12 protein-coding genes are annotated in these 15740 nt (G+C 47.1%); 11 read left to right on the top strand and 1 reads right to left on the bottom strand.

Going from position 1 to position 15740, the window contains the following annotated elements:
• From JXQ28_03300 to bshB1, 11 genes are all read left to right on the top strand, one after another.
• Positions 1–1797 (top strand): protein BatD, encoded by a 1797-nt coding sequence (locus JXQ28_03300; GenBank protein ID MBN2276755.1) that lies wholly within the window; start codon positions 1–3, stop codon positions 1795–1797.
• On the top strand, positions 1784–2545 hold the full coding sequence (locus JXQ28_03305; protein MBN2276756.1) for a tetratricopeptide repeat protein: 762 nt from the start codon (positions 1784–1786) through the stop codon (positions 2543–2545). The genes JXQ28_03300 and JXQ28_03305 overlap by 14 nt, the downstream gene beginning before the upstream one ends.
• Positions 2546–2647: 102 nt before the next feature.
• On the top strand, positions 2648–3697 hold the full coding sequence (locus tag JXQ28_03310; GenBank protein ID MBN2276757.1) for a flippase-like domain-containing protein: 1050 nt from the start codon (positions 2648–2650) through the stop codon (positions 3695–3697).
• Positions 3694–4680 carry a magnesium/cobalt transporter CorA gene (gene corA / locus JXQ28_03315; GenBank protein ID MBN2276758.1) on the top strand — a complete coding sequence of 329 codons (987 nt, stop codon included), beginning with the start codon at positions 3694–3696 and terminating at the stop codon, positions 4678–4680. Before JXQ28_03310 ends, corA begins: the two co-directional genes overlap by 4 nt.
• Before the next feature lie 202 nt (positions 4681–4882).
• Complete coding sequence (locus JXQ28_03320; protein MBN2276759.1) at positions 4883–5464, top strand: TetR/AcrR family transcriptional regulator; 582 nt, start codon at positions 4883–4885, stop codon at positions 5462–5464.
• A 2-nt stretch (positions 5465–5466) separates the two neighbouring features.
• Positions 5467–6801, top strand: a complete 1335-nt coding sequence (locus JXQ28_03325) for a TolC family protein (GenBank protein MBN2276760.1) — start codon at positions 5467–5469, stop codon at positions 6799–6801.
• Between the two features lie 11 nt (positions 6802–6812).
• Entirely contained in the window at positions 6813–7886 is a 1074-nt protein-coding gene (locus JXQ28_03330; protein MBN2276761.1) for an efflux RND transporter periplasmic adaptor subunit, read from the top strand.
• Entirely contained in the window at positions 7883–11065 is a 3183-nt protein-coding gene (locus JXQ28_03335; GenBank protein ID MBN2276762.1) for an efflux RND transporter permease subunit, read from the top strand. Before JXQ28_03330 ends, JXQ28_03335 begins: the two co-directional genes overlap by 4 nt.
• On the top strand, positions 11025–12653 hold the full coding sequence (gene bshC / locus JXQ28_03340) for a bacillithiol biosynthesis cysteine-adding enzyme BshC (GenBank protein MBN2276763.1): 1629 nt from the start codon (positions 11025–11027) through the stop codon (positions 12651–12653). The genes JXQ28_03335 and bshC overlap by 41 nt, the downstream gene beginning before the upstream one ends.
• A 2-nt stretch (positions 12654–12655) precedes the next feature.
• On the top strand, positions 12656–13780 hold the full coding sequence (bshA, locus tag JXQ28_03345; protein ID MBN2276764.1) for an N-acetyl-alpha-D-glucosaminyl L-malate synthase BshA: 1125 nt from the start codon (positions 12656–12658) through the stop codon (positions 13778–13780).
• A complete protein-coding gene (gene bshB1 / locus JXQ28_03350; protein MBN2276765.1) occupies positions 13773–14492 on the top strand; it encodes a bacillithiol biosynthesis deacetylase BshB1 in 720 nt (239 codons plus the stop codon). The genes bshA and bshB1 overlap by 8 nt, the downstream gene beginning before the upstream one ends.
• Before the next feature lie 26 nt (positions 14493–14518).
• On the opposite strand, the gene JXQ28_03355 is transcribed toward bshB1, so the two are convergent.
• Positions 14519–15490, bottom strand: coding sequence for a hypothetical protein (locus JXQ28_03355; GenBank protein ID MBN2276766.1), 972 nt, complete (start codon positions 15488–15490; stop codon positions 14519–14521).
• Positions 15491–15740: the final 250 nt, after the last annotated feature.

Raw genomic sequence — 15740 nt, forward strand, 5'->3', positions numbered from 1 at the left:
ATGATCATACTCTGTCTGATTCCGGGTCTGGTTTTGTCCCAGAGTCAGGATGAAGTTAAAATCACCATGACACTTTCCAAAGACGTGGTCAATCTCGGGGAACAGGCTTATCTGAGTATCTCCGTTTCCGGGCCGTCACAAAACCTTCCCCAGCCGGAATTGCCAAATTTATCCATGTTCGATGTCTATTCGCAGGGAACCTCGACCAATATATCTATTGTCAACGGCAAAATGGAATCATCGGTGGTCTACAATTTTATTCTTCAACCCCGTAAAGAGGGGACCATGATTATCAAACCGGCTGTTATTGTATTGAATCGCAAGCGTTATGAATCCAATGAGGTCACTCTGAAGGTATTATCAGGCGGGGCGCCATCGGTGTCGGAGAAACAGGCCGAACAGGAATCAACCGAGGGGGGCGATGTCAAAGACGTTTTTTTAACCGCCGAGGTTGACAAGAAAAATGTATATGTCAACGAGCAGATTACGCTTTCAATAAAATTTTATCATGCTGTCAATCTATATACCCAGCCCGATTATACGCCTCCGCAAACTACCGATTTCTGGGCCGAAGCTTTTGAAGGTCAAAACACCTACTATCAGGTAGTCGGAGGACAGCGGTACAAAGTGATCGAACTCAGAACCGCGTTGTTCCCAACGCGTTCGGGAGAATTGACTATTGGACAGGGTATGGTGTCGGTTGATGTTCCGTCTCGGACTCCGCAACGCCGAACCGATCCGTTTTCGGTATTTGATGATTTTTTTACCCGGGGCGAAAAAATAACGGTCCGATCCAAAGCTCTTACAGTGCAGGTCAAGCCATTGCCGGAAGCAGGCAAACCGACCGATTTCAGCGGAAATGTCGGCAATTTCAAGATATCTTCCTCGGCAGACAAGACGACGGTCGATGTCAATCAACCGGTGACAGTGACGTACCGGATAACCGGTACCGGGAATATAAAGACGGTGGCCGAACCAAAGATCGGTGATCTTAAGGATTTCCGGGTGTACAATGCTTCATCGGACGAAAAAGTTTCCAAACTGGGTGATATCATGGGCGGAACCAAAACCTTCGAAGAAGTTTATATTCCCCGTCGGGCCGGTAAATTAACCATTCCCCCGGTTGAATTCAGTTTTTTTGATCTGGGGACCAATAAGTATAAAGTTCTTTCCACCACGGCGATTAATCTCAATGTCCAGGCCGTCGAGGAAAGTGAATATGCCGACCTGCCATACCGGCCGGTAGCCGGAAAGACTATCGATCCCAATGCCCGGGACATAAGATTTATCAAGATCGATCCGGGCGATTTATCGCTCAAGCGGCCGTTAATAATTTTCAGGCCTGCTTATTTTGTTCTGAATGCTCTTCCGGTGGCGTTGTTACTGCTCACCATGATTATTACTCGGCGCCGGGAAAAATTTCAGAAGGATATCGGCTATGCCCGTTCGCGGGCGGCCCGTAAAATGGCCCGAAAAAGACTGACCCTGGCCCGCAAATTGGTTAATTCCGATAAGGCCGCCGAATTTTATTCTGAAATCAGGCGCGCCATTTTTTCCTATATTGCCGATAAATTGAATATCTCACCCCATGGCATAACCGGTGATCGGCTGATTCAAATACTTCGGGATTCGGGTTGCGATGAGACCACATTGGATATTGTGGCGGGGCTTTTGCACCACGCCGATTTTGCCCAGTATTCATCAGTAGGAGTTTCGCGTGATAAAATTATCGACTCCCTGAACGAGGCCGAGAAACTACTGGTCAAACTGGAGGGGATTGAAATTGTCCAGAATTAAATCCATAATATTATTTTTTATCATACTGCTTTTGAATGCCGTAGCTGTTTCGGCTGATCAGCCCGATTCCCTGTTCGCTTCGGGGAACGGTTATTATCAGGCCGAGCAGTTCGACAGCGCTCTGGCAATATATCAGCGTCTTGAAAAGAAGAATTACTCATCAGCCGAACTATTTTTCAATATTGGCAACTGCTATTTTAAAAAGGGTGATCTGGGATATGCCATACTCTATTATCTCCGGGCCGAGCGACTGCAGCCAAATGATGATGATATCCAGGCCAACCTTGATTTCGCCCGGCAGTTTATGCCGACCAGGCTGGAGGGAGTAAAGATCAATCCGGTTTCTGAATTCATGAAGACGTTGGTCAAGCCTGTCACGCTTGACACGGCCGCCTGGATTTCCTCTTTGTTGTTTATCCTGATGATTTTCAGTCTGATCATCATCGTATATTTCCAGATGCGAGGTTCTGCCGTGAAAATAACCGCCATTTCGTTGGTGGTTATGTTTATTATTGGGGCCGGTTTGACGACTTATAAATTCCGCTCTGAATATCTTGAGCAAACCGGTGTAATTGTCGCCCAAGAGCCGCGGATTTTGAGTGCGCCGACCGATAATGGCGAATTGGAGTTTAACGGCAATTTCGGGCTTACTTTTATCGTGGAAAAATCTGTCGAGGATTATTATCTGGTTATCTTCGAGAATAAGCGAAAAGGGTGGATCAAGCGGGAGGATGTCGAGCTTCTCTGATTCGGAGGTTGGTCAGGCCACATTTTGATTGACACCCCTTTGCAAAAGTTCTATCTTCATTAATTATTGACCGGCATATGCCGGTTTAATTTTTGGTGATAAATGCCGTCGTTTTTTAAGAAAAAAGAGTTGTGGGGAATTCTCATTGGAGCGGCCCTTCTGGTCTATTGCGTCAAGGATATCCGCCCGGAGGATGTAAGAGATCTAATCATCAGGGTCGATTTTTACTATTTGATTCCGGCCCTGGTTATGGAATTTTTAATGATTATTACTAAAAGCATCCGATGGCGGACAATTGTGGAAAATACCCGGAAAATCGGCATTATGCAAGTATTGCCGCTTTATTCGGCCGGTCAGGTTATCAATATTGTCATGCCGGCTCTGACCGGACAGATCGGACGTCTGTTGCTTTTTTCCCGCCAGGCATCTCTTTCCAAGACTTATGTTTTTTCCACGATCGTACTTGAAATCCTTTTCGATGCCATTACCCTGTTGATTCTTATTCTCCTGCTTTCGACTGTCTTTGTCTTTCCGGCCGAATATCGTTCGATCGGGTATATAATAGCCATTGCCACCGTTTCGCTGTTTGTTCTCCTTTATATGATTCTTCATTATAAAAATCAGATCGGCAATTTTGGTCGCCGCCATGTACGAAACCGCTGGCCGGGATTATATATTACCCTGAGGAAATTCGCCCGGTCATTTACCCGGGGTATTGATCTTTTAAGGTCAACCCGATATCTGACCCGAACCGTGATTTTTTCTTTCCTGGGTTGGTTCTCACACATAATGGTAATATATTTTCTTTTCAAATCTTTCGACTTCGATTTACCTTTTATTGCGGCCGTGGTTGTTATGGTGATTAACACGGTTGCTCTGATGATTCCAATTACGCCGGGTAATGCCGGAACCTTTGAATTTGCCGTGGTGGTGGCCCTGAAAACCTTCAGTATCACCAAATCCGATGCCGTTTTGTATGCCCTGGCCCTTCATATTCTTGATTTAATACCGATCTTTGTGATGGGGCTCTTCTTCTTCCGAACCAACCGAATGACCATCAAGGAAATCAAGGAGGAGGGTGAAAAAGAGGAGCTTCTCGAGGAAGTTGAAGATGATAGTGATAGTATTGCTGTCAGGGAGGAACAGCCATGATCAGATCACTCCTCTGGAAACCGGATCAGCCCGTCAGGCATATTGACGGAATCGCTGACTTTGATGCTCTTTTCGCCGATCCGGATGCAGTGTTGTGGATCGAGATGTTTGATCCCACCGATGAGGAATCGTTTATTCTGACGCATGATTTCCATTTCCACCCCCTGGCCATCGAGGATGTTATCGAGGAAGAGGATGCTATCTCCGAGCTGTCCCGTTCCAAAATCGATGACTATAAGAATTATATTTATGTCGAATTTTCCTTCGCCGACAGTATCACCCGGGAGGAAGGGATTCACCTGCAGGAAGTCCATATTTTTTTGACCCGCAATTCGGTGGTGACAGTCTGTGATGAGAAGCACAAGATCTTCAATTATCTTCATAACCGGGCTTTAAAGGATGACCGATTGATGTCGCGGGGGGCGGAGTTCCTGTTTCATACACTGCTTGATGTCATGGTGGATAATTATAACAATATCCTGAAATATTTTGAGCGGGAGGTGGATGAGATTGAGGATGATGTTTTAGAGGAACCGGATCAGGAGACAGTCAAAAAGATCTTTACTTTAAGGCGCGATATATATGATCTCAAACGTATTCTTTTGCCGCAGAGAGAGATTGTCCGGCGTCTGAGCCGCGGTCAGTTTTCCCAGATTTCTGATCGAGCCAACCTTTATTTCCGTGATGTCCATGATCATCTGACCAGGATAATTGAACTTTCGGAGTCGCATCGGGATACCCTCATTTCAGCTCTTGAGGTTTATTATTCCAACGTTTCCACCAAAACCAATCAGATCATTAAAATACTTACCCTGTTTACTGTCATTTTGATGCCGCCGACGTTCCTGACTGGATTATGGGGAATGAATTTCGCCTATATGCCGGAACTCCAATGGGAGTATGGATATTTTATTTTCTGGGCGGTCCTGGTTCTTATCACTGTTATTATGATTCTCTTTTTCAAGAAGAAAAAGTGGTTATAGTGCTTTCCTAATTCGTTATCTAACAGGGAATTAATAAATTCCTGACAAAATCCCTACTATTTTCGTTTATTTGAGAAAAAATCACAACTTTTTCTTGACTTGGGCGTATCACCCGATATATATAAATACCCAACAGTAGGTATTTGGATACCTACTGTTCAGTATGTTAGAGGAACCGAGAATAGTGCGACAGAGTCCCAAAATGCCAGCCGAAAAAAGGCGTTCCCAGTTAATCCGGGCGGCAGAAAAGGTTTTTGCCCGTAAAGGCTATCTGGGTTCGACAACCGAGGAAATCGCCCGGTCGGCGGGATTAACCAAAGGGGCTCTTTATTTTCATTTTAAAGGCAAGGAAGATATTTTTTTCGAGGTTATTCGCCAGATAAACGAGAACAATTTGAATTCGATTGAAAAATATATTAAAAGCGATCTGGACCTGGAAACATCGGTGGAGATGATGATTCGCTCGGCTTTTGAAATGATTGAGAAGAACCGCTATTTCAAGGCTGATTTCTGGAAGCAGGCCTACGATATCCCGCATATAAGAAAGTATATGTGTCGGAGTCATGAGGACCTGGTTGATCGGCTGGTCGGCTATTTGATGGATAACAGCCATTTGGGGCAGGAAGACTCGGAAGATTTTATTACCATTATCAACGCTGTGATAGATGGTTTGGTTACCAGGATTATGTTCGAAGGGGAGCGTCTCAATATTGAGCGTCTGACCGATCGGGTGGTTAAAATATCGAAATTGTACCTGAAAAAAGATTTATTGGGAATGGGTTGATTATGCCAAAGAAACTTTTGTTAATGATATTCATTATTGCCGGATTGAGAGTTTCGGCCGGGGCCGAAACCGTTCTGACTGTTGACCGAGTGCGGCAGTTGGCATTGGAGTACAACCGGCAGTTGCAGTCGGCCAAAAGAGAGCTTGATCGTTCCAGCGGTGAAATAATATCCGCCCGGGCCGGAGCCTTGCCCCAGATAAGTATTAATGGCACTTATACGAGGAATATGGTGAAACGAGAGATGTTTTTGCCGGGGGCGTTTTTTGATACCACGGGATTTGTGAAAATCCCTGCGGCTCAAAATAATGATTTCGGCCTAGCTTTATCATTAACACAACCGATTTACAATGGCGGTAAGGTGGGGGCCGCTCTCAGTATCGCCAAAATATATTCCAAATATTCCAGGGAAAAAGTGGCCCAGGTGGAATCCGAAATAGTCTATGGGGCCGAATCGATGTTTTACCGCGCTGTCCTGGCGGAGTCCGGTCTGGAGGTCTTAAAAAGTGCCCATGATCAGCTTGCCTACAATTATGAAGTAGTGGAGAAATACTACAATCAGGGGATGGTTTCGGAATTCGAATTGCTTCGAGCGCGGGTGGAAAAACTCAATCTTGAGCCGCAGATTGTGGCGGCCGAATCTCAGGTGAATCTTTCGCGCAAGCAATTGAAATCATTTCTGGGTCTGGCTCTTGATGAAGAGGTCCGCCTGGTGGTCGATTATTCCGATACAACCACGACCAATCTCCCGGAGCTTGATACTCTGATAAACCTGGCTTTGCAGAATCGGCCCGAAATCAAACAGGCGGCGCTTCAAAAACGCGGTTATGATAAAGCCGTCAGGATTGCCCAGGGGGATTGGCTGTATCCCAGTCTAAATCTGAATACTACCTATGATTTGAGCGCTTCCAGCGATGATTTCCGGATCACTGAGAATAATCTTTCTAAAAGCTGGACGGCTTCGGTCCTGCTTACGATTCCTATTTTTGACGGCGGTCGGACGATTGGTGAAGTACGCAAGGCCAAGACTGATTATTATCAGGCGGTTCTATCCGAGCAGCAGGCTCGTGATGATATCAGGCTGGAAGTCGAGGGGGCTTATGACACCTTGATACAGGCTAAAAAAGCGCTGGAGCTTCAAAAAGAAACAATTCAGCAGGCCGAGGAAGGGATGCGTATCGCCAATTTGCGGTATCAGACCGGGATTGGAACCCAGCTGGAAATACTTTCGGCTCAAACGGCTTTAACCGATGCCCGGACCAATCTGGCCGGAGCAATTTATCAAACACGGCTGGCCAAATCAGCCCTGAAAAAAGCAACCAGTTTTGAAGTTAAATAGAGAGGCTACTGATGAATACAATGAAATCCCGGCGATTAACCTATATAAAGGCCGCTTTGATAATACTGTTAATGGCTGGATGTAGCGGTAAAAAAGATACCGAATCGGCAGTTGATGTCGAAAAGGCGGTTTCAATCAAGGGTCAGATTGTCGTTGCCACCGATGCGGTTCTTAACCGGGTTTTCACCGGGACCATCGAAGGTGAAAAACAGGCCGTATTGACAGCCAAGATTTCCGAGGCCGTGGAAGCCATTACCGCCCGGGAGGGCGAACTGGTTAAAGCCGATGATATCATAATCAGGCTTGATCGCAGTGGGCCGACCTCCAATTATATTCAAACCCAATCCGTTTTTCAGAATGCCGAGAAAAATTATTTTAAAATGAAGAATTTGTATGAGGCCGGGGCCGTCTCCGAATCGGCCTATGATGGCGCCTTGACCGAGTACGAAGTGGCCAAAGCCAATTTTGAGGCCGCCCGGCAAACGGTGGAAATCAAGACACCGATAGCGGGAATGGTAACTTCGGTTGATATCTCCGCCGGTGATTACCTCTATCCCGGGCAGACAGTGGCAACCGTGGCTTCAATGGATCGGTTGCGTATGAAATTGGGAGTCAGTGCCACCGACATTGGTCTTTTCCGGGTCGGGGAGAAGGTGGCTGTCTTTGTTGAGTCGGCCGATTTGTTGGCAGCCGAGGCCCGTATCGCCCGGGTGGCCCGTTCGGCGGACCCGGCCACAAGAACCTTTGCAGTCGAAATTGAAATCGACAACAGCGCTCGGACGCTGAAACCGGGGATGTTCGGCAGGGCGAGAATTGCGGCCGTGCAAATGAATGATGTCATCGCCATCCCCCGCAGTGCTGTTATCGCTACCGGTAATGCCGACCGGGTATTTGTTGTGAATGGTGACCGGGTGGCCGCCCGTGATGTCGAGCTGGGAGTAGATTTTGATGGCACTGTCGAAATAAAAAGCGGCCTTAATCCAGGAGATACGCTGGTAACGGTCGGGCAAAATTATCTCGAGGATGGTAAGCTTATCAAGTTGGTCCGCTATGTCAACGAAAGGGGAGAGGAGATCACACTGTGAAATTAGCTGATGTTTCCATACGCCGGCCGGTTTTCACGGTCATGATAATCCTTGCCCTGGTCGTTCTGGGCTATTCCTCGTTCAATCAAATGAATATCGACCTGATGCCCGATGTTGATTTTCCTTATGTGGTTGTTCAGACTGTTTATCCGGGGGCCGGGGCCGAGGCTGTCGAAACAGAGGTAAGCAAAAGAATAGAGGACGCCGTTAATCCTATCGAAGGCGTCAAACATATTACGGCCCAATCCCAGGAAGGTTATTCCCTGGTTTTAATAGAATTCATTCTCGAAAAAGAAGGTCAGGTGGCGGCCCAGGAAGTCCGTGAGAAGGTGGCGGCAATCAGGGGCGACCTTCCTCAGGATATCGAAGACCCAGTTGTTTCGCGCTACGATCCCCAGAGTCAACCGATTATTTCTCTGACCGTTTCCGGCGATCGGTCTCTTAAGGAGATTACCACATTCACCAAGGATAATATTAAGAAACGCCTGGAGTCTATTCCGGGAGTCGGGGCGGTTACTCTGGTTGGGGGGTACGAGCGGGAGATAAATATCTATCTTGATATCGATAAGATGGAATCATATGAGATATCTGTCGATATGGTCGCAAAGGCTCTGCAGGCGGCCAACCTGGAAATTCCCGGCGGCCGAATCAATGAGGACAATGTCGAATACACGGTCCGGACCATGGGAAAACTGACTTCGGTTTCCCAGTTCAATAATATTATTATCGACAATCCCCACGGACAGCCGGTTTACCTGAAAGATATTGCGGTTGTGGTTGATGATGTCAAGGAACAGCGTTCGCTGGCCCGGGTCGATGGCAGGGATGCGATTACGCTTGATATTTCACGTCAGTCGGGTGCCAATACGGTGGAAGTCGCCAGCTCAATTAAGGCGACGGTTGACGAACTGCAGAAGGAATTGCCCCCGGGATTTTCGATTAACATCGTGGTCGATGATTCCACTTATATCGAAGATTCGATTCATGAAATCCTGACCAATATCATATTCGGCGGTTTGCTTGCGATTTTTGTTATATTTCTTTTTCTGGCCGATATTCGGTCAACCATAATATCGGCCGTAGCTATCCCCACTTCGATCATTGCCACATTTACTTTCATGCGGGCGCTGGGTTTCACTTTGAATATGATGTCCCTGATGTCATTATCACTGGCGGTAGGACTTCTGATTGACGATGCCATTGTGGTCATCGAAAATATTTTTCGGCATCTCGATGAAGGCGAGGCTCCTTTTCAGGCGGCTTTTCATGGTACCAGGGAAATCGGTTTGGCGGTGATGGCGACGACTTTTTCCATTGTCGTGGTATTTCTGCCGGTCGCTTTCATGAGCGGGATTGTCGGCCGCTTCTTTTATCAATTCGGGATGACAATCGCGTTCGCGGTGGTGGTGTCGCTGTTTGTAGCTTTTTCTCTGACTCCGATGCTTTCATCGCGGTTTCTCAAAAAAGAGGGTGCCGGGGGAGAATCTCCCAAATTTTTCCTGTTTCGGATTGCCTGGCGCTTGTATCAATTAATCTTGAAAGCGATATCCCCCTGGAATAGATTTTTCAATCATATCAATGGATGGTATCGGGAGCTTCTGGCCTGGTCATTACGGCACCGTCTGATAGTCATACTGGTGGCGACGGCGACCTTTATTTTTTCTCTCTGGCTGGGGAAGTCTCTCGGGCAGGAGTTTATGTCGGTATCGGATCGCGGACAAGTCATAATAGATATTAAGACACCTCCCGGAACCGATCTTAAGACAACTTCGGACCGGTTGAGCGAGGTTGAAGATTTAATAAGAACCTTCGATGGTGTAGAGTTAATATTCACCACCATCGGTTCCGGGCAGAATCCGGTTAATGAAGGTCGAATTTTTGTCAAGCTGGTCGATGCCAGTCTTAGACCGCTCTCGGCCCAGGTCATAGTTGATAGTGTCAGGCAGGTCATTGCCGGTGTTCCGGGGATAGAGTTCTCGGTAAGCCCCGAAGCTGGCATGGGCGGCGGCGATAAAAAGGTGGAGCTGTCTATTCGCGGAACCGATCGAACCATTCTAAATGAACTGGCCCATCAGGTTCAAAACATTATCGAGCACACGCCCGGGACGGTCGATATCGGGAATACTATGGAGGAAGGCAAACCGGAATTACGCCTGAATATTGATCGCGAGAAAGCTAATGATCTGGCTCTTAACGTTTATGGGATAGCTTCTTCAATCCAGAGTCTGGTTGATGGCGAGGAAGTGACACGATATAAAGAAGGCGACGAGGAATATGAGGTCCGTATCAGGCTCAGGGAATCGGATCGCTCAAGCGCCGCTGATGTCGGCCGTCTGCTTATTGCCAGTGGCAAAGATATTGATGGCCGCCGGAATTTCCTGGTGCCGATTTCGCATGTGGCCCAACTGGAAAAAACCAGTGCGATCGGGAAATACAATCGTTACGATCGACTCGGTGAGGTTAGAGTTAACAGTAATGTAGAGTTGGGATATTTTTCCGGGACAATTGTCAATCAGGTTTATGCTGAGTCTCAGAAAATCGATATGCCGCCGGGATATCAGATAAGTATATCGGGCGAGGGTGAAATTATGGCGGAATCTTTCGGGCATATATTTACTTCCCTGATCCTGGCAGTTATTTTTATCTATTTATTGCTGGCCTCTCAGTTCGAATCATTTTTTGACCCATTTTCGATCATGTTTTCTCTTCCAATGTCGCTGGTGGGAGCGGTAGTCGGGATGCTGATTTTTAAAGATGCGATGTCGATTATTACTTTAATAGGCATAATTATGCTCATGGGTTTGGTGACCAAGAACGCCATTCTTCTGGTCGATTTTGTTAAGCAGAACCGCCGCAAGGGGATGGGCCGGACGGAGGCCATTCTTAAGGCCGGCCCGATACGACTCCGCCCGATATTAATGACGACTTTTGCCATGGTTTTCGGGATGCTTCCTCTGGCCCTGGGGATTGGCCCCGGGGCTGAAATGAGAGCCCCGATGGCCCGGGCTGTTATCGGCGGTTTGACAAGTTCGACCTTACTTACGCTGGTGGTTGTGCCGATAGTATATACTATAATTGATGATATTGTGGCTTTCTTCATGGGGAGAGAAACCATTCAACCCGAAAAGGAAGAGCTAAATGATGACGGATCAATTGATTACCCCAACCCGGCAGTTTAACCACAGCCAATTGTATTTAAATTTTCTGAAAAATGATCCTGGCCTGAAAAAGTACCTATACCGGGAAAGCCCGCAACAGGCGGCCGAAAATATCGGCCCTTCACGGGTTGATCGGGACACTCTTTGCGATGTCCTTGTCGAGCAAAATAAAGAATTTATGTCTCGCCCCAGGGCTTTCGGTTCTATCGAATCATTAAGGCAGAAAGATGCCCTGTGTATTTTTAGCGGACAGCAGTCGGGGCTTTTCGGGGGACCGCTTCTGACTCTTTTCAAGGCTATTGATACGGTCAAACGCGCCCGAATGCTCGAAAAACAACTGGATCGACCGGTCGTGCCGGTTTTCTGGATTGCCTGCGATGATCATGATTTTGCCGAAGTCAATCACACCTATTATATCAACTCAGATGGTGAACCGACCAGGGTAAGTTATGAACCTGCAAATGTCCCGCCTCTGCCGGTTTCTCGGCTGGCTTTTGATGATGAGGATGCTTTTGCCCATCTGGCGGAGGAAGCCCGCCTGGCTTTCGGTGGAACGGATTTTTCGGAAGAATTACTCAACCGCATTTCCCGGGCCTATGCCCCGGGAGAATCGCTGACGCGGGCTTTTGCGAAGTTGTTAAGTGACATTCTGCCCGATCTGGGTCTGGTATTTTTCTGCCCGGATAACCGGGTTATAAAGGAAATCTCGAAAGATTTCTTCAAGAGGATTGTCGAAAGCTATTTTAGACTCAAACAGGCTCTTAAAGAAACCTCGCAGAATCTGGAAAATGATAATTATCATATTCAGGCCGAAAAAAAGGAGTCAGCGGCGCACCTGTTTTATCATAATCCGGGACGGGAACCGATTCATTATCTGGATGAGGCTTTTCACTATGGCGACAAACGGGTGGGGCTACCGGCCATGCTTGATTTGATTGATCGCAATCCGGAGGATTTCTCGACCGATGTTCTTACCCGGCCCCTGTGGCAGTCGTATCTTTTTCCGGTGGTGGCCCAGATCGGCGGCCCGGCGGAAATCGCATATTTTTGCCAGATCGGCGGGCTGTTTAAACTCTATGATATAACCCAGCCGTATTATTATCCCAGGGTCAGCGCCACCATTATCGAAAAACGGACCGAGGAGTTATTTCGGAAATTCAATCTCAAATTATCCGATCTAACCGGTGATATCGAGCAGACAATCAATCGCATGGCCGATGAGTCTTTCCCGCGGGAAATTATGAAAAAGATGGAACGTTTCCGTAAGGTACTCGATGATGCCTATCTTGTTTTCGAAAATGACATGGTTGAATTTGATGACAAACTGGAGCCTATGTCGAAACAGACTTATGGTAAAATCGATTATGCCATAAAGGAATACGAAAAGAAAATATTCGCGGCTCACAAACGTAAAATGAAGGATGATCGAAATCAGATTTATCGGATGGTCCATGTCGCTTATCCGGGGGGCAAACTCCAGGAGAGGTCGCTGAATATTAATTATTTTATTTCGAAATATGGGTTCGGAGTCGTAGATTATATCGTTGATAATTTGAATGTTGAAACAACCGACCATCAGATGATTTATTTGTCGAGATATACCGGCTGATAATGCGCATCGGAATTACCTGCTATCCCGTGGCCGGCGGCTCGGGTATTGTCGCCACCGAACTCGGCCAGCAGTTGGCCGGACGCGGTCACGAAATACACTTTATCAGTTATGCCTTGCCGTTTAGGCTCGACCGTTTTCAGCAGAATCTTTATTTCCACGGCGTTGAGACGACCGCTTACCCGCTGTTCAAGCATCCGCCCTATGCCCTGACCCTGGCGGCGAAAATGGCCGATGTGGCCTGCGAATTCAAGCTGGAAATCCTGCATGTGCATTATGCCATTCCGCACGCCACCTCGGCTTTCCTGGCCAAGCAACTGGTTAAAAGTTGTTCCCCGAAAATAATCACCACTTTACACGGGACCGATATCACCCTGGTCGGATCGGATCCATCTTTCTTTGATATCACCCGATTTTCAATTAACGCTTCGGATGGTATTACGGCGGTGTCGCAATACCTGGCCGATGAGACTCAGGAGATTTTCCAGCTCGACAAACCCATACGAGTCATCCATAATTTTATCGATAACGAGCGTTTCCGGCCATTTACCGATGAATGCTGTAAGAGAAAGACTTTTGCGGCCGACGATGAGTTTATTATCACCCACATATCAAATTTTCGGCCGGTTAAAAGAACTATTGATGTGATTGATATATTCGACAAAATCAATGAGAAACTTCCGGCCCGACTGCTTCTGATTGGTGAGGGACCGGAAACCATCCTGGCCCGGAGGCAGGTCAACAAGAAACAATTGTCCGACCGGGTGACGTTTCTTGGCAATCAAAGCCGGGTGGAGGGTATTCTGCCGATCTCCGATCTCTTTTTGCTTCCGTCAGAGGAGGAATCATTTGGTCTGGCTGCTCTGGAGGCGCTGGCCTGCGGAGTTCCGGTAATCGGGACTCTTAAAACCGGACTGGCGGAAGTTATTACGGATAAGGTTAACGGATTCCTGTTTCCCATTGGCGATACCGCCTCGATGGCTCAGGCGGCTATAGAATTACTCCGTGACAAGCCGCGCCTGGCCGGGTTTAAGGCCGAGGCCAGTCGCCTGGCAGTGGAACGATTCAACAACGGTAAAATTGTCAGTGAATACGAAAATTACTACCGGGAGATTTTAAATGGATGATCCCCGACTCGATGTTCTGGCTATTGCCGCCCACCGTGATGATATCGAAATCACCTGCGGCGGGACGATAATAAAGATGGTCGATTCCGGGAAAAAAGTCGGTATTCTTGATCTGACCCGGGGCGAGATGGGAACCAAGGGGACGGCTGAGGAACGTGAGCGCGACTCAATCGAAGCGGCCCGGATTATGGGTATTCACTGGCGCGGTAATCTGAATTTGCCTGATGCCGGGATTGAGATTACGCGGGAGAATAAACTCAATATTGCGCGGGTGATCCGAAAATTCAAACCGGAGCTGGTCATATTGCCATTCTGGATTCAGCGCCATCCCGATCACCTCTACGCTTCACAATTGGGTTACGATGCCTGTTTCCTGGCCGGGCTGAAAAAACTGGAAATCGAAAACGAACCGCATCGACCGCGCAAGATAATATACACCTCGTCTTTTCGTGATGTGCATCATTCGTTCTTTATTGATGTGACAAAGCAAATGTCGCGTAAGCTCGATGCCGTAGCGGCCTATAAATCTCAGTTTGACGGATCGCCGCAGTCAAAGGAAATCTTCAAACCCGGGGTTGATATCTTCGAATTTATGACCGTTACGGCCAAACATTATGGTCATCTGGTCGGGGTAGATTACGCCGAGGCGTTTTGTGTTAAAGAGAATATTTTAATCGATGATCCGACAGCCATGCCGGTTCGTTCTATCTAAAGCAATCAGTTTTTCGAGCAATATTACTACTCGGCCTGGCCAAGCACCACAGGCCGGCTAACCTGGGATTCCAGGGTGTCCATTTCTTTTTCAAGAGCATCCGGATTATAGCCGTCTTTTCGAACCCGGAGATCGAAATAAATAATGACTCCAACTATTGGTATCAACGGGCTGGCTATCATCCAGCCTAAATGTTTGATGTAATCCGGCACGAGTTCGAATATAATCATCAGGACAAACATTACTATATTCAATATCAAACCAATCCAGAATATTTTCCACCACGAACCCTTAACCAGATTGCGGCTTCGGGCCAGAGAATCCAGAACTCCACATTTTTCAAATAATATAGCGGGAATGAAAACATACCAAGCCACACTTAAGTAGATTGCAAAAGGGATTCCAACAATGGTGATTAATAAAGCGGTAACAGCCAGTGAATAAAGAATACCCGCAAAAACCATCGTTCCATAGCGTTTGAAAGCCCGTTTATAGCTGTGGCCAATTTTTATTTTTCGGTTAAGATATTGATCTCCAATCAGGCATACAATGGCGGCATTGTAAAGAGGGGCGACCACAATGGTCTCAATCATGAACAGAATCGCTTCCGGGAATGAGATAATTATATCACCATTATGGAAGGAGGTTATGTCAAGATTATTCCATATGTTGATATGAGACAGGATATATAACGGTAAATAAATAAGAGCCGTCATAATCATCAGATTAAGGAAGTGTTTAACATAAATTCTGAACGACTCCCCGAAGATTTCCGAAATATCTCGCGGCCCGAGGATGTTTTTTTCGACCGGGGGAGAAAGGGGAGGCGGTTGGATGGGCAGGAAGTTTGTGTATTCGGGTATCCGATCGGATATTTCCGCAGTGTCGGGGACAATGACATCATGACCGCAATTTCGGCATCTGGCCGTATCGCCCGGCTTGAGATACTTAAGAAGTATCTCCGCGCCGCACGACGGGCATGTGAATTTGAGTGACATAAGCCCTCCCAAAAGCAATTCCTAAATAGCGATATAGATGATGCGAATCAAAGTCAGCAGATAATCCAACTATCTAATTCTAAGTGAAAATATATTTTATGTCAATGGCTTTCTTTTTTCCATAAGCTTCTCATTTATATTGATATGAAAATGGCGGGACTTGATTTCGGGCAGATGAATTGTTATAGTAATCCCGGAAGCGGATAGGGTCTGGTGGCCCTTGCGGTCTTCAAAACCGTGGGGAGGCGGT

The sequence above is a fragment of the Candidatus Zixiibacteriota bacterium genome (assembly GCA_016933955.1).
Lineage (GTDB): Bacteria > Zixibacteria > MSB-5A5 > GN15 > PGXB01 > JAFGTT01.